At 67.1% G+C, this 21,369-nt stretch carries 22 protein-coding genes; 12 read left to right on the top strand and 10 right to left on the bottom strand.

Going from position 1 to position 21,369, the window contains the following annotated elements:
- Positions 1-5: 5 nt before the first annotated feature.
- The 4 genes from DV709_RS08305 to rnz form a co-directional block, all read right to left on the bottom strand.
- Positions 6-1,001, bottom strand: a complete 996-nt coding sequence (locus DV709_RS08305) for a tyrosine--tRNA ligase (RefSeq protein WP_117593565.1) — start codon at positions 999-1,001, stop codon at positions 6-8.
- Positions 1,002-1,213: 212 nt separating this feature from the next.
- A complete protein-coding gene (locus DV709_RS08300) occupies positions 1,214-2,242 on the bottom strand; it encodes an AI-2E family transporter (protein WP_117593564.1) in 1,029 nt (342 codons plus the stop codon).
- 86 nt (positions 2,243-2,328) lie between these two features.
- Complete coding sequence (locus DV709_RS08295) at positions 2,329-4,302, bottom strand: DUF460 domain-containing protein (protein WP_117593563.1); 1,974 nt, start codon at positions 4,300-4,302, stop codon at positions 2,329-2,331.
- A gap of 75 nt (positions 4,303-4,377) precedes the next feature.
- The gene (gene rnz / locus DV709_RS08290; protein WP_394338687.1) at positions 4,378-5,301 is read right to left on the bottom strand and encodes a ribonuclease Z; all 924 of its coding nucleotides are present in this window, start codon (positions 5,299-5,301) and stop codon (positions 4,378-4,380) included.
- 249 nt (positions 5,302-5,550) lie between these two features.
- Here rnz and DV709_RS08285 point away from each other — a divergent pair, with 249 nt between their 5' ends.
- The 3 genes from DV709_RS08285 to DV709_RS08275 all read left to right on the top strand — a co-directional run bounded on the left by DV709_RS08285 (position 5,551) and on the right by DV709_RS08275 (position 8,104).
- Positions 5,551-6,384 carry a DUF4382 domain-containing protein gene (locus DV709_RS08285; protein WP_117593561.1) on the top strand — a complete coding sequence of 278 codons (834 nt, stop codon included), beginning with the start codon at positions 5,551-5,553 and terminating at the stop codon, positions 6,382-6,384.
- Positions 6,385-6,460: 76 nt separating this feature from the next.
- Entirely contained in the window at positions 6,461-7,471 is a 1,011-nt protein-coding gene (locus DV709_RS08280; protein ID WP_117593560.1) for an AAA family ATPase, read from the top strand.
- A complete protein-coding gene (locus tag DV709_RS08275) occupies positions 7,472-8,104 on the top strand; it encodes a protein sorting system archaetidylserine decarboxylase (RefSeq protein ID WP_117593558.1) in 633 nt (210 codons plus the stop codon). It abuts the gene before it with no gap.
- Between the two features lie 103 nt (positions 8,105-8,207).
- Here DV709_RS08275 and DV709_RS08270 read toward each other — a convergent pair whose 3' ends face one another.
- A complete protein-coding gene (locus DV709_RS08270) occupies positions 8,208-9,173 on the bottom strand; it encodes a methyltransferase domain-containing protein (protein ID WP_198665690.1) in 966 nt (321 codons plus the stop codon).
- A gap of 177 nt (positions 9,174-9,350) precedes the next feature.
- Here DV709_RS08270 and DV709_RS08265 point away from each other — a divergent pair, with 177 nt between their 5' ends.
- The gene (locus DV709_RS08265) at positions 9,351-9,911 is read left to right on the top strand and encodes a TATA-box-binding protein (protein WP_117593554.1); all 561 of its coding nucleotides are present in this window, start codon (positions 9,351-9,353) and stop codon (positions 9,909-9,911) included.
- Here the strand turns inward: DV709_RS08265 and DV709_RS18015 are convergent, their stop codons facing one another.
- Positions 9,912-10,454, bottom strand: coding sequence for a hypothetical protein (locus tag DV709_RS18015; RefSeq protein ID WP_198665666.1), 543 nt, complete (start codon positions 10,452-10,454; stop codon positions 9,912-9,914).
- 116 nt (positions 10,455-10,570) lie between these two features.
- On the opposite strand from DV709_RS18015, the gene DV709_RS08255 reads away from it, so the two are divergent.
- Both DV709_RS08255 and DV709_RS08250 read left to right on the top strand, forming a co-directional pair.
- Positions 10,571-10,942, top strand: a complete 372-nt coding sequence (locus tag DV709_RS08255) for a DUF7473 family protein (protein WP_117593552.1) — start codon at positions 10,571-10,573, stop codon at positions 10,940-10,942.
- A 218-nt stretch (positions 10,943-11,160) separates the two neighbouring features.
- Positions 11,161-12,141, top strand: coding sequence for a CPBP family intramembrane glutamic endopeptidase (locus DV709_RS08250; RefSeq protein WP_117593550.1), 981 nt, complete (start codon positions 11,161-11,163; stop codon positions 12,139-12,141).
- Between the two features lie 39 nt (positions 12,142-12,180).
- On the opposite strand, the gene hisG is transcribed toward DV709_RS08250, so the two are convergent.
- Together hisG and DV709_RS08240 are read right to left on the bottom strand one after the other, a co-directional pair.
- Entirely contained in the window at positions 12,181-13,083 is a 903-nt protein-coding gene (gene hisG / locus DV709_RS08245; RefSeq protein WP_117593548.1) for an ATP phosphoribosyltransferase, read from the bottom strand.
- 65 nt (positions 13,084-13,148) lie between these two features.
- Positions 13,149-13,535: a hypothetical protein gene (locus DV709_RS08240; RefSeq protein WP_117593546.1), complete on the bottom strand. Its 387-nt coding sequence runs from the start codon at positions 13,533-13,535 to the stop codon at positions 13,149-13,151.
- A 123-nt stretch (positions 13,536-13,658) separates the two neighbouring features.
- Between DV709_RS08240 and DV709_RS08235 the strand changes: the two genes are divergently transcribed.
- The 3 genes from DV709_RS08235 (at position 13,659) to DV709_RS08225 (ending at position 17,589) form a co-directional block, all read left to right on the top strand.
- Positions 13,659-14,948: an amidohydrolase gene (locus DV709_RS08235; RefSeq protein WP_117593544.1), complete on the top strand. Its 1,290-nt coding sequence runs from the start codon at positions 13,659-13,661 to the stop codon at positions 14,946-14,948.
- A gap of 147 nt (positions 14,949-15,095) precedes the next feature.
- The gene (locus DV709_RS08230) at positions 15,096-16,169 is read left to right on the top strand and encodes a DNA primase (RefSeq protein ID WP_157972689.1); all 1,074 of its coding nucleotides are present in this window, start codon (positions 15,096-15,098) and stop codon (positions 16,167-16,169) included.
- A gap of 133 nt (positions 16,170-16,302) precedes the next feature.
- Entirely contained in the window at positions 16,303-17,589 is a 1,287-nt protein-coding gene (locus DV709_RS08225; RefSeq protein ID WP_117593540.1) for an adenosylhomocysteinase, read from the top strand.
- A 19-nt stretch (positions 17,590-17,608) separates the two neighbouring features.
- Here DV709_RS08225 and DV709_RS08220 read toward each other — a convergent pair whose 3' ends face one another.
- A complete protein-coding gene (locus tag DV709_RS08220; protein ID WP_198665665.1) occupies positions 17,609-19,165 on the bottom strand; it encodes a sensor histidine kinase in 1,557 nt (518 codons plus the stop codon).
- A 99-nt stretch (positions 19,166-19,264) separates the two neighbouring features.
- On the opposite strand from DV709_RS08220, the gene DV709_RS17705 reads away from it, so the two are divergent.
- The 3 genes from DV709_RS17705 to DV709_RS08205 all read left to right on the top strand — a co-directional run bounded on the left by DV709_RS17705 (position 19,265) and on the right by DV709_RS08205 (position 20,520).
- Positions 19,265-19,450 (top strand): hypothetical protein, encoded by a 186-nt coding sequence (locus DV709_RS17705; RefSeq protein WP_157972688.1) that lies wholly within the window; start codon positions 19,265-19,267, stop codon positions 19,448-19,450.
- A 32-nt stretch (positions 19,451-19,482) separates the two neighbouring features.
- Positions 19,483-19,908 carry a Holliday junction resolvase Hjc gene (hjc, locus tag DV709_RS08210; RefSeq protein WP_117593536.1) on the top strand — a complete coding sequence of 142 codons (426 nt, stop codon included), beginning with the start codon at positions 19,483-19,485 and terminating at the stop codon, positions 19,906-19,908.
- A 186-nt stretch (positions 19,909-20,094) separates the two neighbouring features.
- Positions 20,095-20,520, top strand: coding sequence for a hypothetical protein (locus DV709_RS08205; protein ID WP_117593534.1), 426 nt, complete (start codon positions 20,095-20,097; stop codon positions 20,518-20,520).
- A 115-nt stretch (positions 20,521-20,635) separates the two neighbouring features.
- On the opposite strand, the gene DV709_RS08200 is transcribed toward DV709_RS08205, so the two are convergent.
- Positions 20,636-21,337 (bottom strand): SWIM zinc finger family protein, encoded by a 702-nt coding sequence (locus tag DV709_RS08200; protein WP_117593532.1) that lies wholly within the window; start codon positions 21,335-21,337, stop codon positions 20,636-20,638.
- Positions 21,338-21,369 lie beyond the last annotated feature (32 nt).

Here is a 21,369-nt window from a genome sequence, read left to right as displayed (position 1 = left end):
GACCGCTACTGCTTCGCCTGCCGAATCTTCTCGCGACCCGGCGCGACGAGTTCGTCGAGGTACGCCGCCAGCGCGCCTTTGGCGTCCGCCGGATGCAACTCGCCGGATTCGAGGTCCGCCGCCAGCGACTCGTAGTCGTCGTATTCGAGGTTACCGCCGTACTTCTCGGGGCGTTCGACGACCACCGTCTCGAAGCGCGGGAAGACGTGGTACTCGAAGATCTGGAGGACGGGGTTCTCGCGGTCGTTGCCCTCCTCGTCGGGGTCGGGGTCGGCCGTCGGCGGGCAGTACGCGCCGTTGACCTTCTCTTCGATCTCCTCGGTCGAGTCCTCCATCGAGATGGTGACGCCTTTCGAGGAGGACATCTTCCCGACGCCGGAGCCGAGGTCGGCGATGAGCGGCGTGTGCAGGCAGGTCGGTGACTCCTCACCGATGCTCGGCAGCGTGTCGCGGGCGAGCATGTGGACCTTCCGCTGTTCCATCCCGCCGATGGCGAGGTCGACGTCGAGGTAGACGATGTCGAGCGCCTGCATCAGCGGGTACACCGCCTGCGAGACTTTCACCGCCTCGCCGCTCTTGATCTCGGCCATCGCCCGCTCGGCGCGCGACATCGAGGTGTTCAGTTCGAGCGCGTGGAGGTCGAGGATGTACTCGCGGTCGAACTGGAACTCGGAGCCGAGCACGAACTCCGTCTTCGACTCGTCGAGGCCGTAGGCGACGAACTGCTCTCTCATCCGCTCTGCGGTCTCGCGTATCTCCTCGAACGTCCCCTTGTCGTTGAGGTAGGCGTGGACGTCGGCCAGAAGCACGGTGACCTCGAAGCCCGCCTCCTGCAGGTCGATGAGCTTCGTCGCCGTCAGCATGTGACCGATGTGGAGGACGCCCGACGGCTCGTAGCCGACGTACGCCCGCTTGCCCTCGGGTGATTCAGCTAGCGTGCGTACCTCGTCCTCGGTGACCACCTCGGAGGCGTTCCGGGTGATTCGCTCGTAGGCGTCCATACTCGTACCGAGCGTGGGGTGTGGGATATGACTTCTGGAAGTGTGTCAGGGCGTCCGAGGGTTCAAACCGGATGACGGGACCACTCCCCGGCGTGCGCTGAGCATCGCCGCGGAGCGAGTCGAGGCGGGTGTCCGGAACGCCGCTCCGCGACTGCGAGTTCCGGCTGTCAGCCCACCGGTGACGGTGCCCTCGGAGCGACGCATCGGGGGCGTCAGGGACGCTCCAGCACCTCGTAGTAGTCGTCGAACACCTCGATGGTCGCCTTGAACAGACCGAGCAGAATCGGTCCGTAGAACAGCCCCATCGGACCGAGGAGGTACACGCCACCCAGAACGCCGACGAGGATGACCGCCGAGTTGAGTGCCGACCCTCGATTTATGAGGTACGCCCGCAGGTAGTCGTCGATGAGCGCGACGATGGTCACGCCGTACGCAGCCAGCAGCACGGCGGCGAGGAGTCTATCGACGACGACGAGATACAGCACCGCCGGACCGACGACGACGCCGACGCCGAGAACCGGGATGAGCGCGACCACCATCATCACCAACGTCCAGAACCCCGCGTTCGGGATGCCGGCGACGAAGAGACCGGCACCCGCGACGATACCCTGGACGACGGCGACGAGGACGTGTCCCTCGAGCACGGCCCACGTCATCGCGTTCGTCTGCGCGACGAGTTCGTCCTGCACCGCCTCGGGGAGCGGCGTGACGTACAGGAGCCACGCGACCAGTCGGTGACCGTCCTTCAGCAGATAGTAGAGCACGAACACGAACAGGAGCACGCCGAACGTCGCGTGCACTCCCGCGCCGACGATGCCGGAGCTCTGTTCGGCGAGCATCGACGAAACCTGTCCGAGAGCGGTGTTCAGCTGCGAACGAATCGACATCTCGACGCCCACCGACCGCTCTATGAGCGACTCGATCACCGGCAGCCGGGGGAGCTCTTCGAGCTCTCCCGGAACGACGCTGCCGCCGCTGGCGAGTCGGTACACCAGCAGTCCGAGCGGGAGGACCACGCAGAGAACCGACAGCGCCACCAGCGCGGCGGCAGAGAGCCGCGTCCCGACCCGGGCTGCGAGCCGCTGCTGAAGCGGGTAGAGCACGAACGCGAGCAGCGCCGCGGCGAGCAGATACGTGAGAAACGGCAGGAGGATAAGCGCAGCGACGATACCCAGCGCGGTCACTAACACGCCCGCGAAAACGAGACGAACGCTGGCACCGCTGACCTCGCGCGAAGACATACCGTGTCTCTCAACGCGAGGACGAATGGGTCTTGGGCCGGGTCTCCGGAGCCGAACGGACGGCCGGACCGGGGCCGTCCGCCCGTCTATCGACCGCGGTTCTCGGCGCGGTGCTCGGAGATGATCTGGTCGACCATCGCCGAGTTCTGGTCGCGGCGACGCTCCTCGGCGCGCTCTCTCCAGTCGTCGATGACCTCCTCTACGTCGCTCTCGCGGGCGACGGCGAGTTCGTCGACCTCCTGCATCGACACGTCGTCGGCGGGACCGACTGGAATCTCGGCCTCGAACAGCAGCTCGTCGGCGACGTCCGAGAGGCCGCCGTCGCGGAGGACCACCCGCGGTTCGGTCTCCGCGAGCAGTTCGGCGGTGCGTCGACCCGCACCGCTGGCGTCGCGGAGGTACACCACGTCCCCTGACGCCAGACCGAACTGTTCTTGAGCCGCTTCGATGGCGTCGTGCGTGAACTGCTCGACGACCTTCACCGCGACGAGGTCGCGGTCGCCCGCCACGTCCGAGAAGTTCGAGTGGTCGAGCTTCCACAGCGTCTTCAGGCGGTCGAGTTTGCGCTGTAGCTCCTCGGCGCTCTCCTCGGCCTGGTCGCGTTCGCGCTCCAGTCGCTCGTTCTCGCGCTCCAAGCGGTTGACCTCGCGCCGCTCGCGAGCCTCGCGGCGTTCCTTCCGTCGGGCGTCGGAGAGTTCGCGCTCGTACTCCGCGATAGTCTCGTCTTTCGTCTCCAGACGGGCCTTCAGGTCGTCCGCGTGTTCTTCGAGGCGCTCGACCCGCCGTTCGAGTCGCTTGATGCGTTTTTCCTCCTCGGTGAGTTCGCGCGGTTCGTGCGTCGACTGGTCCTCGTCGTCGTCCTCGACGTTGGGGTCGAGCTCCCGAAGCACGGCTTCGACGGGCTCCTCCTCGGCGAGAACGCGCGCGATGACCTCGCTGCGGTCGACGTTCGGCGGCACCTTCCGCGTGATGCGCGCGAACTGGTCCTCGTGGTCGTCGTACGCGAACAGCGCCGCCGCCAGCGCGTCGCGCTCGTGGTCGTTGTCGTAGTCGACGTTCCGAGTCCGGTGCAGTTTCTCGTCGACCGGGAGGTCTCTCGGCGGGGCCCAGCCGACGGCCTCGAAACTCCGGCGGAACTTCTCGACGGTCTCGGGCATCGGCTGCACGTCGGCGGCGACGATGGTCGGCCGCCCGCGCTCGATGAGCCACTCGACGACGTCCGCGGTGTCGTCGGTTCGCGACGAGTAGACGTCGAGGACGTTGCCGTCGAGGTCCGCGACGGCGACGGCGGTGGTCGTGCCGGGGTCGATGCCGACGATGACGCGGTCGCGCCGTTTCACGAGCGGTTCGAACTCGACGCCGTCGCGTCGCTCGCGCTCGATTTCGACCCGTACGTCGCCGGAGCGGTTCGCCGAGACGGGGATGTCCTTGGGACGCGCTTCGACCGTGAAGACGGCGTTCGAGAAGCCGCCGTACTTCTCGGTCGCGTCTCGTTCGTACTCCAGTCCGGCTTCGTCGAGTTCGGACTCTATCTCGCGGGCGCGACGCCTGACGTTGCCGTGGATGCGCCGCGTGTACCGGTCCTGGCTCCATCCGCCTTTACCGGTCGAGCGACCGCGCGAAACCTTCACCGTCGTCGTGTTGGTGAAGGCGCTCACCTCGTAGCCGACGTTGCCGAGCGCGAGGCGCGCGGCGGCCTCCGCCTCCTTCATCGGCTTCTTGCCGTAGGGGACGCCGTGGCGGGAGGCGACCCGCGACAGCGGTTCGGGGCGCTCCGCGCCGGTCACCTGGACGAGTTTCGTCCCCTCGGGGAGCCACCGCAGAAAGTGGACGAGCGCGTCCTTGTCGGCGGCGAGTTCGTACATGTTGTCGGTCGCTATCATCGCCGGTTCTCGCGCTTCGACCAGTCGTCTCAGCTTCCGAAGCGAGACCACGTCGCGTTCCACCTCGTCGCCGTCGAGGGCGACGAGCGCGTAGGAGGGCGCGTCTCCGCGAACGTCACCGCTCTGGATGTCGACGCCGAAGACGACGGAGTCGAGCGCACGCGTCCGAGCGTTCACGCTGACGGAATAAGTGGTCAGTGAGTAAATACCCCACGCCGGAACCGACGGGCGGCTTTCGGGGACCGGCGGATTCTACTCGGCGTCCGGGTACGGAATCTCGACCCGTTGGCCGTCCTCGGCGACGAACGACTCGCCGTCGAACGCTTCCGCGGCTTCCTCGGCCAACTGCGAGGCGTCGCCCGCGTAGCGCGAGGAGATGTGCGTCAGCGCGAGACGCTTCGCGCCCGCGCGCTGCGCGACGTCGGCCGCCTCCCTCGCCGTCGAGTGCGCCGTCTGGCGGGCGCGTCCGGCGTTGTCGGAGGCGAACGTCGCGTCGTGAATCAGCAGGTCCGCGTTCTCGGCGACGTCGACGGTCGCCTGTACCGGGCGGGTGTCACCCGTGTAGACGAACGTTCGCCCCGGTCGCGGTTCGCCGACCACTTCCTCGGGGTCGACGACCCGGCCGTCGTCGAGTTCGACCGACTCGCCCTCGTGGAGCCTGCCGAACTTCGGCCCGACGGGGACGCCCAGCGACTCGGCCCGCTCGCGGTCGAACCGCCCGGGTCGGTCGTCCTCGACGAGCGCGTAACCCTGCGAGCGCGTCCGATGGTTGGTCTCGAACGTCCGAACCTCGTACTCCTCCGCTTCCAGCGCCGTCGCCCCGGCGCTCACCTGGTGGACTCGAACGGGGTAACTCGGCCGGTAGCCGCCCGCGTGGACGAGGTGCTCGATGTGTTCTCTCGACCCGCGGGGTGCGTGGATGGCCAGCGCCTCCTCGCGGCCGTTGAAGTCCCACGACTGTATCAGGCCGGGGATGCCGAGGATGTGGTCGCCGTGCAGGTGTGTGACGAACAGGTGGGAGACGCCGAAGCCGGTTCCGAAGCGCATCATCTGCCGCTGAGTTCCCTCGCCGCAGTCGAAAAGCAGGCGCTCGCCCTCCCGGTTGAGGAGGACGGCGCTGGGGGCCCGCTGCGTCGTCGGAACGGCCCCGCTGGTTCCTAAGAAGGTCACGCGCATCGACATACACGCTGTGAGACGGGCACGGGCTAAACCCGTGTCGGATACGCCGTCGAGTCGGTGCCGGGTACGACGGTCCGTCTCTCACAGACGCGTTCGAACTGCAGAAACGAGGTCAAAACCCCCCGACTGCACCGACTGCGCCGACTGTGGCGACTCCGAGGTCGACGCTCCAAACTGTTCACGCACAGAAAACTATCCGAACGAACACTGTATTACTTTAGGGAACGTTCGAATTGGACAGAGTACATGAACCAGACGACAGCCGTCAGCGTGCTGACGGCGCTCTTGGTGGTGCTGGCCGGATGCACTGGCGGGATTTCAGAGGACGGCCCCTCGACCGACGCGTCGGTCGATACGCAGACCGACCACGTCGACGGGAGCGATGGAACCGTCCGCTTCTACGTGAGCGACGAGCGCAACGCTATCGGCGACTTCGCACACCTCAACGTCACGATCACGAAAGTCGGACTGAAGCCGACGACCCGCGACGAGACGAACGCCACCGAGACGGCGAACGGAACGGCGAACGGGACGGCGACCGAAGCCGACGACTCGGCACCCGAGGAAGGGTGGCGCGAGTTCGACGTCGACGAACGAACTGTCGACCTCACGCGACTTCAGGGCGCTAACTCGACGTCGCTCGGGGAACTGAACGTCTCCGGCGGAAGTTACGGGAGTGTCTTCATCTACGTCTCGTCGGTGAACGGCACCCTCGAAAACGGAGAGGAAGTGCGCGTAAAACTGCCGAGTGACAAACTGCAACTTCACAAGGGGTTCACGCTCGGAAACGGCGAAGCGGTCGACTTCGTCTTCGACGTTTCCGTCTTCGAGGCGGGAAAGAGCGGGAAGTACATCCTCAAACCCGTCATCGATCAGTCCGGGACGGGCGAAGAAGTCGAAATCGTCGACGTCGACGCCGAGGACGACGAGCCGACGGACCGCGGTTCCGATGCGTCCGGAAAGTCCGATACGGGCGAGAACGGCTCGAGTACGAACGAGACCGGTCGGACGAACGAGACGACGACCGAGGCGGCTCTCATCGCGTCGAGTTCGGATAGCTGGTCGTCGGTCGGCGGGTAGGTCGAACGAGTCGAACGACCGCGAGAGGTGCGTCGAACCGACCGATTCTTACGTCGTTGCCGACAATACCGAGCCAATGGACGCCCCCCTGTGGACCGATGCGCACGCACCGGACCTCGCCGACCTCCCGCAGGCGGCTGTGCGAGAGCGACTCGCTCGCACCGTCGACGAACCGATGAACCTCGTCGTTCAGGGGCCGCCGGGTGTGGGAAAGACGGCGGCGGTCCGAGCGCTCGCCCGCGAGACGCACGAGGACGTCGACAACGACCTCGTCGAGATTAACGTCGCCGACTTCTTCGGCCGGACGAAGAAGGAACTCCGGGAAGACCCTCGCTTCGAGTCGTTTCTCGCCGGTCGCAGCCGGATGGCCAAACGCGACATGATAAACCGCGTGCTCAAGGAGTCGGCGAGCTACGCGCCCGTCTCCGGCGAGTACAAGACCATCGTCCTCGACAACGCCGAGGCCATCCGCGAGGACTTCCAGCAGGCGTTGCGCCGCGTGATGGAGCAGCACCACCGGACGACGCAGTTCGTTATCACGACGCGGCAGCCGACGAAACTCATCCCGCCGATTCGCTCGCGCTGTTTCCCGGTGCCGGTTCGCGCACCGACGACCGACGAGACCGTCGAAGTCCTCCGAGGCATCGTCGACGCCGAGGAGGTCGACTACGACGAAGACGGTCTGGAGTACGTCGCCGGATTCGCCGGCGGCAACCTCCGAAAGGCGATTCTCAGCGCGCAGGCGACCGCCGCCGCCGCCGACGGACTGACGATGAACGCGGCGTTCGAGACGCTCGGCGACGTCGGCGACGACGAGGCGCTCCGCGACGTCCTCGCCGAGGCGAGGGCGGGGGAGTTCAAAGCCGCCCGCAAAGCCGTCGACGACCTCCTCGACGAGGGATACAGCGGCCAAGAGCTGCTCGGCGAACTGCTCCGCGTCGCTCGGACCGACTACAGCGGCGACGACCTCGCGCGCCTCCACCGACTCGCGGGGCAGGTCGACCTCGACCTGGCGACGGGAACGGACGACCGAATCCACGTCTGTCACCTGCTGACCGAGTGGTCGCCCGCGGGTGGGGCCGCGTAGATGGCCCCGCTCTCACCCCGCCGCGTCGCGGCGGCGGTCCCGCGGCAGTTCGCCCCGTCGGCGCGGCGCTACGCGCTCCCGCCGGCGCTTCTGGCCGTCCCGCTCTCGGTGCTCGTCCCCCCGGTGGGGCTTCTCTGCGTCGCGGTCGCGCTGTTCGTCCTCTGGTTCTTCCGCGACCCCGACCGCACCGCCCCCGAGTCGGGGTTCGTCTCGCCGGCCGACGGCCGCGTCTCGGTCGTCCGACGCGAGGGCGACCGCGTCCGCGTCGGCGTGTTCATGAACGTCACCGACGTCCACGTCAACCGCGCGCCCGCCGACGCCGACGTCGAGTCGGTGACGCACCGACCCGGCGCGCACAGACCGGCGTTCTCGAAGGATTCGGAGCGAAACGAACGCGTCGACGTCGACTGCGGCGAGTTCGAGATATCGCTCATCGCCGGCGCGTTCGCCCGGCGCATCCACCCCTACGTCGAAGAGGGAACGACGCTCGAACGCGGGCAACGAGTCGGTCACATCGCCTTCGGCAGTCGCGCCGACGTGTTGCTCCCCGAGCGGTTCGACGCGACGGACCTCTGCGTCGAGAAGGGCCAGCGCGTCCGTGCGGGCGAGACGGTCGTAGCGCGACAGTCCTGACGAAATCCCGCACCCGCGTTCTGCGAACGGAGAGACGTGTTCCTCTACTCAGAACATCGTTCGTCGCCGAAGTCGGTCGCTCCGCCCTAATCGTCGTTCCGCCTCAATCGTCGCTCCGCAACACGTGAACGTGCCTGACGAGCGAGCGGTGCACCCGCCGTTCGAACGTCTCGTCGACCGTCCACCCGGCGCTCTCCGCTTCCTCGCGCCACGAGCGGTCGGCGACGAGGACGCCCCGCGGCGCGACGCGGTACGCTTCGTCGAGCGCCCCCGAAACGAGGTCTCGGAGCGAGTGCCGCGCGATTTTCGACTGACGGCCGTACGGCGCGTCGAAGACGACGCCGTCGACGGCGTCGTCGCAGAAAGGGAGGGCGGTGGCGTCGCCGCGGACGACGTGGGCGTCGCCGTCGACGTAGGCGTCGAGATTTTTTCGCGCACCGGCGGCCATCTTCGCCTGCGCGTCGACGCCGACGGGCGTCGCGCCGACGAGTCCCGCTTCGATGAGCGTGCCGCCGGTGCCGCACATCGGGTCCAACATCCGGGCACCCGGCTTCGCTCCGGCGATGTTGGCGAACGCGCGGGCGTCGAGCGGCGCCATGCTCCCCGGTTGGAAGAACGGTCGGTCGGTCGGCTTTCTGCTCCCGTAGTCGCGGACGCTCTCGACGACCTGCCAACCGACGAAGCAGCGCTCGTCCGCGAAAACCACGCGGAGGACGTTGTCGGGGTCGTCCAAATCGACCGAGTAGCCGCGGTCGACGAGGACGCCGCCGAGTTCGCGCTCGGCGTCGCCGGTCGAGACGCCGCTCTCGCCGCGAACGTCTCGGGCGCGGACGGCGACGGTTCCCTCCCGCGACAGCGACGCCGCTTCGAGGAGGACGCGAGCGCTCTCGACGCTGGCGTCGGTATGGCCGACCAGGTCGCTGGCGCGGTGGGTGTACGCGAGCGTTCTCGCGCGCGCAACGTCGAGCGTCCGCGCGAGAGCGACGCCGGGGGCGGCCAGTTCCGGTTCTCCGGCGGCCGCGCGGGCCTCGTAGGCCGCGAACGCGTCGTCCTCGCCGGCGAGTTCCAGACAGTACACGGTCGAATCTGTCGGGGGCGACGTATGAGCGTGTCGAACGGTTCGAACGGGCGACTTCTCGGGTGCGACCCACCGAGCGCCGCAAAATCGGTCGCGTTCACTAGAATCGAACCTATCAACCCCTGCACCAACCTTTTTAAACCTTAAATACGATACTTAAACCGTTCCATGAGTGACCCCAAGGACACGATAAACATAGAGAACGTGGTCGCCTCCACCGGAATCGGACAGGAACTCGACCTTCAGAGCGTCGCGATGGACCTCGAAGGTGCCGATTACGACCCCGAGCAGTTCCCCGGTCTCGTCTACCGCACGCAGAACCCGAAGTCGGCCGCGCTCATCTTCCGGTCCGGGAAAATCGTCTGCACGGGCGCGAAGTCGACCGACGACGTTCACGAGAGTCTCGGAATCGTCTTCGACAAGCTCCGCGACCTCCAGATTCCGGTCGACGAGGACCCCGAAATCACCGTCCAGAACATCGTCACGAGCGCGGACCTCGGCCGCAATCTCAATCTCAACGCTATCGCCATCGGCCTCGGTCTCGAGAACATCGAGTACGAACCCGAGCAGTTCCCCGGCCTCGTCTACCGTCTCGACGAACCGAAAGTCGTCGCGCTCCTCTTCGGTTCCGGCAAACTCGTCATCACGGGCGGAAAACAGCCCGTCGACGCCGAACACGCCGTCGACAAGATCGTCAGCCGACTCTCCGAACTCGGTCTCCTCGACTGATTATCCTTCGACGCGACCGATGAGCGTCCACCGCGTTCGGCGCTCGCCGCTCGGTAGTTTCTCTTCGGTGACGTGATAGCCGTACGGCCCGTGCGGACAGTTTTCGCAACCCTCGCCGCACGGTTCGCGCTTGACGACGAGCGTGTAACCGTCGCGGTCCTCGACGCGGACGAACTCCTCGCCGACCCGTGGCTCGATGCGCGGGCCCGTCCGCTGCCGGAGTTGTAGCAGCTCTTGACCGTACAGCACGGCCTCTCGAAGGTCGTGCGCCGAGAGCCGTCGGAGCATCTCCACGACCGCCGTCGGGAGGTTCTCCGGCGGGTTCGGCTCGGACGGGCTCGGCTCCGTCGGTTCGGCTGCCGACGGATCCGACCTCGGTTCGTAACCGCCCTCTCTGTCGCGTCGATTACTCCTCACGTCGCCGTCGTCTGATTCGTTATCGTCGTCGCCGTCGTCTGATTTCCCGTCGACGTCGCCGTCGCTCGGTTCACCGTCTGCGTCGCCACCGTCCGTTTCGACGTTCGGATCGCTCTCGGTCGGCATACAGAGCGTTCGGCACCGGGTAACAAAGTCGGGGCGGTCGTTTCGCCCCGCCACCGTCGCGCACGTCGTCCGTCGCGTTCGGAAAACACCATACGGTCGGCCCTCGAAACCCGACCATGGTCGTTCCGCTGCAGACGACGCTCGGGAGCCCGGTCGCCATCGCCGGCACCGCCGGCCTCTTCGCACTGTTTCTCTCCGCGACGGCCCACATCGCCGCCCGCAACGTCCTCGGCGACGTCGCCGTTCGAAACGCGTTCGGCGTCGGTCCGCTCCCGGCCGGTGTCGCGGTTCTCTCGACGGCGTTCGACGTCTCGGCGGCGCTGGCGCTGCCGGTGGCGCTCGCGCTCGACGCCGCGGCGGTGAAGTACCTCTACGGCCGGTCGTGGCGGTTGACCGCGTACATCGTCGTCATCCACGTCGTCGTCAGCATCATCCTCGGCGCGCTCGTCTTTAGCCTGCTCGCGCTCTGGCAGAGCGCGCCCGGCTAACCGCCGTCCGTCGCGCGACGTTCGCTGGACCTCCGGCGGATTCGTCGCCGTCTACCCCCCGCCTCTCTGACGACGGATAGATACAAGTAGGACGTTCGTGAGTACAAGAACGACATGGACGTCTTTCGTCATCCGACACCGTGCCCGTTCGGGCGACTCGGGTCGCGCGCGGCGGGTCTGTTCGGGTCGTCGCTCGGTTCCGGGCGGGTGAGCGTCCGGTGAACAGTCTCGTCCCGGAGATGCTGTGGAACCTCGACGAACGCCGTCTGCGCGCGCCGTGGCGCATCGCGGCGACGACCCTGCTCATCGCGGCGCTGACGCTCACCGGGTGGTTCGTCCTGGTCGCGTTCACCGCACCGAACGGGGAGGGCGAGGCGGTCGTCGGTGGGAGCGTCGCGCTGCTCTCTGAGTTCGCGCCGCTCGTGCTCCTCGGAACGGCGACTATCGCGGCCGTCTCGTTCAGCGGGACGTTTCTCGACCGACGCTACTTCGCGGACTTCGGCCTCCACGTCGACCGAGACTGGTGGATCGACCTCGGCGTCGGTTTCGGCCTCGGGACGGCGCTGATGACGCTCGTCTTTCTCGTCGAGTACGGCGCCGGGTGGGTGAGCGTCGAGGCGGTGTTCAGCGCGCCGCTCCCGTCGCTGCTCCCGCAACTGCTGCTGTCCGTCGGGTTCGTCGTCTTCGTCGGCTTCCACGAGGAACTGCTGTTTCGCGGCTACGTCGTCACGAACCTCGCCGAGGGGTTGTTCGGTCACGCCGACTTCGACGCCGACCGGGCCGTCGGCGGCGCGATCGTGGTCTCGGCGGCCGTCTTCGCGCTGCTACACGTCACAAACCCCAACGCGACGGTCGTCAGCACGCTCGGCGTCGCGTTCGCGGGCGTCCTCCTCGCGTTCGCGTACGTGCTCACCGGCGAAATCGCGCTCCCGGTCGGCTTTCACGCCTCCTGGAACCTGTTTCAGGGACCGGTGTTCGGCCTCCCCGTCGGCGGCGTCGACCCCTCGGCGTCGCTTCTGGTGTTGAATCGGCACGGTCCCGAACTGTACACCGGCGGCGCGTTCGGTCCCGACGCGGGGTTGCTCGGCGTCTCCGCGCTCTCTGTCGGCTGTCTGCTCGTCGCGGCGTGGGCGAAGAAACGCTACGGGCGAGTGGTGCTCTACCACGGCCTCACCGAACCGGACCTGCGGCGGCGATGAACGCCGTCTCGGCGGCGTCGAGCGACTTTCGACGCCGTGCTACTCGACCAGCCGTTCGATTTCGGTGACGAGGATGTCTGACGCGCCGACTTCGCGGAGGTTGCCGATGGTCTCGAACACCTCGCGCTCGTCGACGACGACGTGGACCGCGACGGTGGCGTCGTCGTCCTCCGTTCCGCTCGCGGTTCCACCGTTCGCGTCCGAGTCGCTCTGCGGCCCGCCGGCGATGTCCATCACCGTCGGTCCGCCCATCCCGGGGATGACCTCGCGCACGTCGTCGAGTTTCGACTTCGGCGCGTTCATCATCAGGTAACGCTTGCCGTCGGCGGCCAGCACCGACTCGAACGCCGTCGTCACCTGCTGGACCTTCTCGTCGTCGGCCGCGTCGGGTCGGGCGAACAGCCGAACCGAACTCGACAGCACCTCCTCGACGACGGCGAGACGGTTGACCCGGAGCGTCGTCCCCGTGCTCGTGATGTCGACGATGGCGTCGGCCATCTCGACGTGCGGGGTGAGTTCCGTCGCGCCCGTCACCTCGACCACGTCGGCGTCGACGCCGCGCTCCTCGAAGAACGTGCGCGTGATGTGCGGGAACTCGGTGGCGACGGTCCTGCCCTCGATGTCGCTGACAGTGTGAATCTCGCCGTCCTCGGGGGCGGCGAGCACGAGGCGGCACTTCCCGAAGCCCAGGTCGAGCAGTTCGGTCAGTTCGTGACCCGACTCCCGGACCTGGTCGAGGCCGGTGATTCCCATGTCGGCCGCGCCGTCGCGGACGTAGCCGGGGATGTCGGCGGCGCGGACGAACAGGACGGTGACGTCGGGGTCGACCGTCTCGGCGTACAGTTTCCGGGCCGCGCCGTTCTCGACGTGGAGTCCGGCGCGTTCGAGAAGTTCCATCGACGGGTCGTGCAGGCGGCCCTTGTTGGGCACGGCGATTCGCATACCGTGATGCTCGCGGGCGCGGGAGAACTGTCTTTCCCTCTCTGCGCTTCGGCCCGGTCGCTTCTCTACCGCATCGCCAGACCGACGGCGAATCCGGCCGCGCCGAGGCCGACGCCGGCGACGACGCCGACGCTCGCCATCGTCGCCACGTCGACGCCGAGCGGTGCTTCGCCGCTCAGCGCCAGTTGCAGGCCGGAGACGGGCGCGAGGCCGAGTACGACGCTCCCGAAGAGGCCGCCGCCGTTGGTCGCGCTCAAAGCCGAGGGGACGACCATCAACGCGAGCGTGACCAGCGCACCGGGAACGACCACCAGCGGGAACAGGCCGAGCATCCGACAGACGACGACGCCCATACACTCGACGGTGAAGAGGAGGGGGATGAGGGCGAGCCACTCGACGGCGTCCTCGTCGCCGACGACGAGTTGTCGGAGCGGGGAGGCTGTGACAGCCATACCGGGATATCAATCATCTCGTATGATAAGTGTATCCCGCAGACATTTTCTTTCGGCATCGACACGAGCGATTCTTCCCTCGGAACCGGACCGCCTTTGGTCGTCTCGTCTGTACGGTGCGTCATGACGACGCTCCAGATCACCGGCGGCGAGATTCTCTTGCCGGACCTGTCGGTCGACGACGGCGACGTGCTGGTCGACGCCGATTCGGGCGAGATTCTCGCCGTCGGCGACACAGAGACGGGAGACGAGACGCTCGACGCCGAGGGCGGGCTCGTGATGCCCGGTCTCGTCAACGCGCACACGCACGTCCCGATGACGCTGCTCCGCGGCGTCGCCGACGACAAACCGCTCGAGACGTGGCTTCGGGAGGATATCTGGCCGGTCGAGGGCGCGCTCACCCCCGAGGACGTCCGCGTCGGCGCGGAACTGGCGATGGTCGAGATGATTCGCTCGGGGACGACCGGCTTCGCGGACATGTACTTCCACGTCCCCGAAATCGCCGACGTCGTCGAAGAGGCGGGGCTCCGCGCCCGCCTCGGTCACGGCGTCGTCACCGTCGGCAAGGACGACGAGGCGGCGCGGGCCGACATCGACGAAAGTCTCGACGTGGCCGCCGAGTTCGACGGCGCGGCCGACGGGCGAATCTCGACGGCGTACATGCCGCACAGCCTCACGACGGTGAGCGAAGGCGAACTCCGCGAGTCGGTCTCCCGCGCCCGCGAGCTCGGCGTTCCCGTCCACTATCACGGGAACGAAACGACCGAAGAAGTCGACCCCATCGTCGACGAACGCGGTGAACGTCCCCTGGAGTACGCCGCCGGTCTCGGGATGCTCGGCGACTCGGACTTCGTGGCACACGGCGTCCACGTCGACGACACGGAGATAGCACTGCTCGCGGAGCGCGGAACGAGCGTGGTTCACTGCCCGGCCTCGAACATGAAACTCGCCTCGGGCATCGCACCCGTCCAGCGGATGCTCGACGCGGGCGTCTCCGTCGGCCTCGGCACCGACGGCGCGGCGTCGAACAACGACCTCGACCTGTTCGACGAGATGCGCGACGCGGCGATGGTCGGCAAACTCGCCGCCGAGGACGCGAGCGCCGTCGCCGCCGAGACGGTCGTCGAACTGGCGACGCGCGGCGGGGCGGACGCCCTGGGATTCGACTCCGGTCGCCTCGAAGCGGGCGCGAACGCCGACGTCGTCGTCGTCGACTTCGACGCGCCGCACCTCACGCCCGCGCACGACCACGTGAGCCACCTCGCGTACGCGGTTCGCGGGTCGGACGTCCGACACACCGTCTGCGACGGCGAGGTACTGATGCGGGACCGCGAACTGCTGACGCTCGACGCCGAATCGGTGATGCGGCGGGCGACCGACCACGCCCGAGAGGCGCTCGCCCGCGCCACGTAATCGTTCGTGATAGTCAATTAGAGAGGAAAGATAAACGATTTAGAAAGTAGTTTGAACGGTTATAAACGGTTCTCGTCCGTTTTCAACGAACCGAACCGGATGAACGGCAGCCCCCCTTTATCTACTCCCTGGATGTCGGGAAAGTTGATGAGTTCAAGAAAAGTTACTCTCACGTTCGTGTTAGTACTCCTCTGCACGGCGCTCGCACCGGGTGTCGCGGGCGCGCTCGCAGCGGACGCGCCGCTCGACGTGGACGTCGACCAGAGCGACGACACCGGCGAAGCGACAGTCACCGTGACGCAGAACGCCTCCGAGGTACAGAACGCGACGGTCAACGTGACCGCCGACGGCAACTACACGGGCATCGGCAACTACACGACCGACGAGAACGGAACCACCGTCCTCCCGGCACCCGAGTCGGCCGTGAACGTGACGCTGAACGTCACCAGCGATTCGTTCAACGCGACCGAGTCTGTCGAACTCACGCCCTCGACCGGAGAGGGACTCTCGGTGTCGGTCTCGCAGGGAGACGACGGTGAGGCGACGGTCGACGTGACCGAAAACGGCACCGCCGTACCGAACGCGACGGTCGAGGTGGCCGAAAACGGCAACGACTCCAACTACTCGGGCGTCGGCAACTACACGACCGGCGAGAACGGCAGCGTCTCGCTGCCCGAACCCGAGGAGAACGTCTCGGTGACCGTCACCGCGACGGCCGACAACGAGTCGGTGAACACGACGACGACGCTCACCGTCGCCGACGAGGAACCGACGGCGTTCGGTCAGCGCGTCTCCTCGTTCGTCCAGAGCGTCCTCGGTAACGAGGACCGCGAAGGCGGTATCGGACAGATCGTCTCCGAGTTCGTCCGCGGGAACAACCCCGGCCAGGGTGAGGAGAACCGGCCCGACCACGCCGGCCCGCCGTCCGACAAGGGACCGAACGCCGACCGCGGGAACCAGTCGAACCCCGGTAACGGCAGCGGTCACGGCGCGGGCGAAGGCGACGACCGTCCGGGTAACGCCGACGGCAAGAACGCTTCCGACGACGGAACCGACGGCGACGCTACGGAAACCGACGAGGCGTCCGGTAACGGAACCGACGGCGCTCGCGGAAACGGGAACGGCAACGGAAACGGAAACGGCGGCGACTCGCCCGCCATCGACAACGGCCCCGCGGTGACGGGACCGACCGTCTCCGACGACGAAACCGCGGCCGCCTAACCCCTTCCGACGCGTCGAACCGGCTCTCCTCTTCGAACCTCCTTCGAGCAGCCAGCCGTCGACCGGTCGGCGGTCGGTTCGGACGGCCGCCGCCTTCGGTATCGTTTTGGGCGCGGTGAGCAAAGTCCCGGCCATGAGCACGAGCTACGCTCCCGTGAGCGAGCACCTCGACGACGTCGAGGCCGCCCGCGCGGAGGGCCGCCGCAAGATGGACTGGGCGCTGCAGCACATGCCGATTCTCACCGCCCTGCGCGAGGAGTACGAGGCCGAGAGACCCTTCGCGGGCCAGACCATCGGGATGGCGATGCACGTCGAGGCGAAGACGGCGAACCTCGTCGAACTGCTGGCCGACGGCGGCGCGGAAGTCGCCATCACCGGCTGCAACCCGCTTTCGACGCACGACGACGTGAGCGCGGCGCTCGACGCCCACGAGAACATCACCTCCTACGCCGTCCGCGGCGTCGGCGACGAGGACTACTACGCGGCCATCCACTCGGTCGTCTCCCACGAACCAACCGTCACCGTCGACGACGGGATGGACATGGTGAAAGTCGTCCACGAGGAGTACCCCGAACTCGTGGAGACGATTATCGGCGGCTGCGAGGAGACGACGACGGGTGTCCACCGCCTGCGCGCGATGGACGAAGACGGCGCGCTCGACTACCCCATCTTCGCGGTCAACGACACGCCGATGAAGCGCCTCTTCGACAACGTCCACGGCACCGGCGAGTCCTCTCTGGCCACCATCGCCATGACGACGAACCTCTCGTGGGCGAGCAAGAACGTCGTCGTCGCCGGCTACGGCTACTGCGGGAAGGGCGTCGCCAAGAAGGCCGCCGGCCAGAACGCGAACGTCATCGTCACCGAAGTCGAACCCCGTCGCGCGCTCGAAGCGCACATGGAGGGGTACGAGGTGCTGCCGATGGCCGAAGCAGCGAAAAAAGCCGACGTCGTCCTCACGACGACGGGCAACCGCGACGTCGTGACGCGCGAGCACTTCGAGGAGATGAAAGACGGCGTGTTGCTGGCCAACGCCGGTCACTTCGACATCGAAGTGAACTTAGACGACCTCGACGACCTCGCGGTCGACCGCTACGAAGCCCGCGACGGCGTCGAGGCGTTCGAGATGGAAGACGGCCGCCGGCTCAACGTCATCGCCGAGGGCCGCCTCGTCAACCTCGCCGCGCCCATCGCGCTCGGTCACCCCGTCGAGGTGATGGACCAGAGCTTCGGCGTGCAGGCCGTCTGCGTCCGCGAACTCGTCGACAACGGCGACCAGTACGAAGCGGGCGTCCACGACGTGCCCGACGAACTGGACCGCCGCGTCGCCGAGATAAAGCTCGACGCTGAAGGCGTCGACCACGACGCGCTCACCGACGAGCAGCGCGAGTACATGGGCAGCTGGCAGCACGGGACGTAACACCGCCGAACGTCGCTTTTCACGCCGCGAGGACGCCCGAAAACTCGAACCGCGCGCCGCCGGTTTCGCTCTCCGTCACGGTGACCGTCCAGCCGTGGGCTTCGGCGATGGTCGAGACGATGGAGAGGCCGAAGCCGGTGCCCCCATCGGTCGTCGAGAAGCCGCGTTCGAGGACCGAATCGCGACTCTCCGGGGGGATTCCGGGGCCGTCGTCGGCGACGAAAAACCCCGGTCGGTCGTCGAGTCGGCCGACCGTTATCGTCACCGCGGAGTTCCCGTGTTCGACAGCGTCGTCAGGCTCCGCCTGACTGCCCGTAGAACCGTGTTCTACAGCGTTCCGAAACAGATTCTCCAGCACCTGTCTGAGGCGCGACTCGTCGGCTGCGACGGTGAGGTCCGTCTCTATCGACAGCGTCGTCTCGGGCGCGTCGACGCCGAACCACGCCGCCTCGGCGACCTCCGACAGCGACACCGGCCTGGTCTCGCCGACGACTTTCCCGGCTCGCGCGAGCTCCAACAGCCCCGAGAGCAGGCTCTCCATCCGCTGGATGGCCCGCGTAGCGGCGTCCAACCGGTCCACGTCGCCCGTCTTCCGGACGAGTTCGACGTTGCCGGCGACGACGTTCAGCGGGTTTCTGAGGTCGTGTGCGACGACGGAGGCGAACTCGTCGAGGCGCTCGTTCTGCCGGCGGAGCGTCGCCTCCGTCTCGATACGCGCGAGCGCCTCGGAGGCGTGCGAGAGCAGCAACTCCGCCAGTTCGAGGTCCGACTCGTCGAACGAGTCCGGTTCAGTCGCGACGGCTTGGAACACCGCGCCGTCGCCGAAGGGGATGCTCATGCCCGAGCGAAACGACTCCTTCGTCGGGTCGGCGTCCGCGTGGGACGCGACGTCGCGGACCAGATACGACTCGCCCGTTCGGAGCGTCTTCCCGACCAGTCCCTCGCCGGGACGCCGCGGGCGCGTGTCGTCGCCCATCGACTCGGACGACTGTACCTGCGGGACGATGAGGCCGTCCTCGAGGACGCCGACGGAGCACCGCTCGAACTCCAGTACCTCCTCGGCGGCGGTCACCGTCCGCTCGTACACCGCCGCCTGGGTGTCGCTGGCTTCGAGGTCGCTCGCCACGTCGTGAAGCGTCTCTATCGTCGCCTGTCGCTCTTCCAGCGCCCGTTGAGCGTGGACGCGGTCGGTGATATCTCTGCCCTGTACGACCACCGAGACCACCTCGTCGGCGTCGTCTCGAACCGGTTGCAGCGAGACGTCGAGGTGTACCCGCTCGCCGTCGTCGCCGACGTTCGTCGCCTCGAACCGAACGAACTCGCCGTCCGCGGCCCGCTCGACGGACGTCTTCAGCTCCGACGCCTGCTCCTCGTCGTGCGCCCACCACGGCGTCTCCCAGAACGGCACGTCGGTTACGGCCGCCGTGTCGACTCCGCCGAACGACAGCGCCGTCTCGTTGACCCGACGGAGTCGCCCGTCCGGCGTCAACACGCCGATGAACGAGGTCGGGTCGTCGAACATCGCCTCGAACTGCCACGCCTCCGTCCGGCCGGCCCCGTTCGTACCCTCGGACATATCGTACCGCTGTGACGCTGCCACCATCACTCTGACCCTTCAGTTCGGAACACGGTCTCCAGACAGAAGGCCTATAGGAGTACTCGGGAACGCCCGGACATGAACGTCGACGAGGAGTTCACCTTACCGATCGCACTCTTCATGCTCGCCAGTCTCGCGAACGTCGCCCTCGGCGTCTCGGTTCTCGCCATCGCCTGGTTCGCCCTCGGCGTCGCCTTCGCCGTCGTCGGCGCGGTCCTCGGCGACGACGCCGACCCCGTCGCCGACCTGACGCGACGGACGTAGCCTTTTTAGGTGGATTACACACAGAACACAGTATGTCCAACGCGAAAGGTGACCGTCGCGAACGCGAACTCGTCAACAAACTCGACGAGGCGGGGTTCGCGGTGATGCGCGCGCCCGCCAGCGGCGGTGCGACGACCCGCGAACTCCCCGACGTGCTCGCCGGTAACGGCGACCGGTTCTACGCTATCGAGGCGAAGTCGAGCGCGAGCGACCCCATCTATCTCACCGGCGAAGAGGTCGAGGCGCTCATCTTCTTCGCGCGGAACTTCGGCGCGAAAGCCCGCATCGCCGTCCGCTTCGACCGCGAGGACTGGTACTTCTTTCACCCCGGCGACCTCTACGTCACCGACGGCGGCAACTACCGGGTGAAGAAGGAGACGGCGCTGGCCGACGGCGAGGACTTTGCGGAGTTCGTCGGCGAGTCGGCGAAGACGACGCTCGGCGACGTGGAGTCCTGATTCGGGGTTGCTCGACGCAATCGGGGTTCTCTTCTCGTTCTCTCTCCCTCGTCGCTGTCGCTTTCGGCTCGACAGCACGACGAGTTCTCTCGGCGCACCTTTCTCTCAACCGTCGGCGAAACGAAACCGTTTCGACAAGTCACAATCGTTATCTGATTCAGCGGTAGATTACTGTATTATCTCCGTATGCCCAAGCGACGAACCGTTCTCAAAGCGGGCGGCGTCATCGGTAGCGCCGGACTACTCGGTTTGGGCTCGCTGCTCCTCCGCACTCGTCTCTACGACGTCCGAGTCAGCAATCGACGGTCGGAGTCGGTCAGCGTAGACCTTCGGCTGGATGCGAACGGCGAGACGGTTTTTCGCTCGACGGTCAACTTACGACCGGGCGAACAGATTCATCTGCCGTGCGACTGGCCACGGTCGGCGCGGTCCTATCGGATGGCCGTCCGTCTTCCGGAGGACGAGACGTGGCACACCATCACGTGGGACGAGAACGGACGGGTTTGCAAGAAAATCGGAATCGACGGGGTCGGTCTGGGATACGGACCGGTGTCGTTCTACGAGGCGAGTGGCTGCCCGACGGCGCTCGATCGCAACTCGTGCGACCGCTGACGGAGCAGGTACCGCCAGTGTCTCGCTGGACTCGACTATTTCGACGAGTGGGGGAACACCCGTGGTTCTGTTCGGTCAGGGACGACTGAATACGGAAGTCGCGCTGTAAACGCAGCTACGCTTCCGCCAGCGGCAACTGCGACTGGAACCCGTCGGGTCGCGGTCGCTCGCCGCGTTCACGGTCGACGTGGCGGAGGCGCGACGCCGGGAAACTGTAGCGCCGTGCGCGGTCGAACGTCAGTTCGCCGTCGACGGCGCGGACCGAGCCGAGGTAGACCGCCTCGACGACCGGTTCGTGGTCGCCGTACTCCGCGTTGGTCTCGTAGTCGGCGACGGTGCGGCCGGTGCCGTCCTCGACGACGACGTCGTCGGCGCGGCGGTGGACGACGTTGGTGACGACGAGCGCCGACCCGCTCTCGCGGTCGCGGACGAACTCGCCGCTCTCGAAGTCGTGGTCGGTGCAGAGCTGCGGACCGGTCGCCTCGAACGGGACGAACACGACGCGGCCGCAGACCGCGCAGACGGAGCGTCGCTCGGTCGGCGCGGGTTGGCGTCGCTCGTTCACCTCGATGGCGACGCGGCGCAGGTGCTTGCAGCGCGCGCCGCGGATGGCGTAGTCGGGGCAGGTACACGAGCGGTCTTCGAGGTCGACGACGTACGTCCCGCTGTCGGTCTCGACGACGTAGCGGCGGTCTCTGAGCGGTCGGACGGCCATTGGGTCTGCGCGGGCGCGAAGCGATCGGCCCTCGTAACCGTCGGCCGGCAGCGTGGTCTTCCGGGTCGCGGATGACGCGGATGCGTTTCGTGAGTGCGTCATAATTTCACCGGGGCGTGGGCGGCACTCCCCGT

Origin of the sequence: Haloprofundus halophilus (genome assembly GCF_003439925.1) — an archaeon.
In the GTDB taxonomy this organism is placed as follows: Archaea; Halobacteriota; Halobacteria; order Halobacteriales; family Haloferacaceae; genus Haloprofundus; species Haloprofundus halophilus.
This window is presented reverse-complemented; position numbering and strand designations above follow the sequence as displayed.

What these genes read in the sequence shown, in the direction of transcription:
- hisG (WP_117593548.1), bottom strand. Translation starts at nt 13,083, where the DNA reads ATGCGAATCGCCGTGCCCAACAAGGGCCGCCTGCACGACCCGTCGATG.
- DV709_RS08230 (WP_157972689.1), top strand. Translation starts at nt 15,096, where the DNA reads ATGAGTTCAAGAAAAGTTACTCTCACGTTCGTGTTAGTACTCCTCTGC.
- DV709_RS08205 (WP_117593534.1), top strand. Translation starts at nt 20,095, where the DNA reads ATGCCCAAGCGACGAACCGTTCTCAAAGCGGGCGGCGTCATCGGTAGC.
- DV709_RS18015 (WP_198665666.1), bottom strand. Translation starts at nt 10,454, where the DNA reads ATGCCGACCGAGAGCGATCCGAACGTCGAAACGGACGGTGGCGACGCA.
- DV709_RS08235 (WP_117593544.1), top strand. Translation starts at nt 13,659, where the DNA reads ATGACGACGCTCCAGATCACCGGCGGCGAGATTCTCTTGCCGGACCTG.
- DV709_RS08275 (WP_117593558.1), top strand. Translation starts at nt 7,472, where the DNA reads ATGGCCCCGCTCTCACCCCGCCGCGTCGCGGCGGCGGTCCCGCGGCAG.
- DV709_RS08220 (WP_198665665.1), bottom strand. Translation starts at nt 19,165, where the DNA reads ATGTCCGAGGGTACGAACGGGGCCGGCCGGACGGAGGCGTGGCAGTTC.
- DV709_RS17705 (WP_157972688.1), top strand. Translation starts at nt 19,265, where the DNA reads ATGAACGTCGACGAGGAGTTCACCTTACCGATCGCACTCTTCATGCTC.
- hjc (WP_117593536.1), top strand. Translation starts at nt 19,483, where the DNA reads ATGTCCAACGCGAAAGGTGACCGTCGCGAACGCGAACTCGTCAACAAA.
- rnz (WP_394338687.1), bottom strand. Translation starts at nt 5,301, where the DNA reads ATGCGCGTGACCTTCTTAGGAACCAGCGGGGCCGTTCCGACGACGCAG.
- DV709_RS08255 (WP_117593552.1), top strand. Translation starts at nt 10,571, where the DNA reads ATGGTCGTTCCGCTGCAGACGACGCTCGGGAGCCCGGTCGCCATCGCC.
- DV709_RS08280 (WP_117593560.1), top strand. Translation starts at nt 6,461, where the DNA reads ATGGACGCCCCCCTGTGGACCGATGCGCACGCACCGGACCTCGCCGAC.
- DV709_RS08265 (WP_117593554.1), top strand. Translation starts at nt 9,351, where the DNA reads ATGAGTGACCCCAAGGACACGATAAACATAGAGAACGTGGTCGCCTCC.
- DV709_RS08285 (WP_117593561.1), top strand. Translation starts at nt 5,551, where the DNA reads ATGAACCAGACGACAGCCGTCAGCGTGCTGACGGCGCTCTTGGTGGTG.
- DV709_RS08200 (WP_117593532.1), bottom strand. Translation starts at nt 21,337, where the DNA reads ATGACGCACTCACGAAACGCATCCGCGTCATCCGCGACCCGGAAGACC.
- DV709_RS08240 (WP_117593546.1), bottom strand. Translation starts at nt 13,535, where the DNA reads ATGGCTGTCACAGCCTCCCCGCTCCGACAACTCGTCGTCGGCGACGAG.
- DV709_RS08305 (WP_117593565.1), bottom strand. Translation starts at nt 1,001, where the DNA reads ATGGACGCCTACGAGCGAATCACCCGGAACGCCTCCGAGGTGGTCACC.
- DV709_RS08300 (WP_117593564.1), bottom strand. Translation starts at nt 2,242, where the DNA reads ATGTCTTCGCGCGAGGTCAGCGGTGCCAGCGTTCGTCTCGTTTTCGCG.
- DV709_RS08225 (WP_117593540.1), top strand. Translation starts at nt 16,303, where the DNA reads ATGAGCACGAGCTACGCTCCCGTGAGCGAGCACCTCGACGACGTCGAG.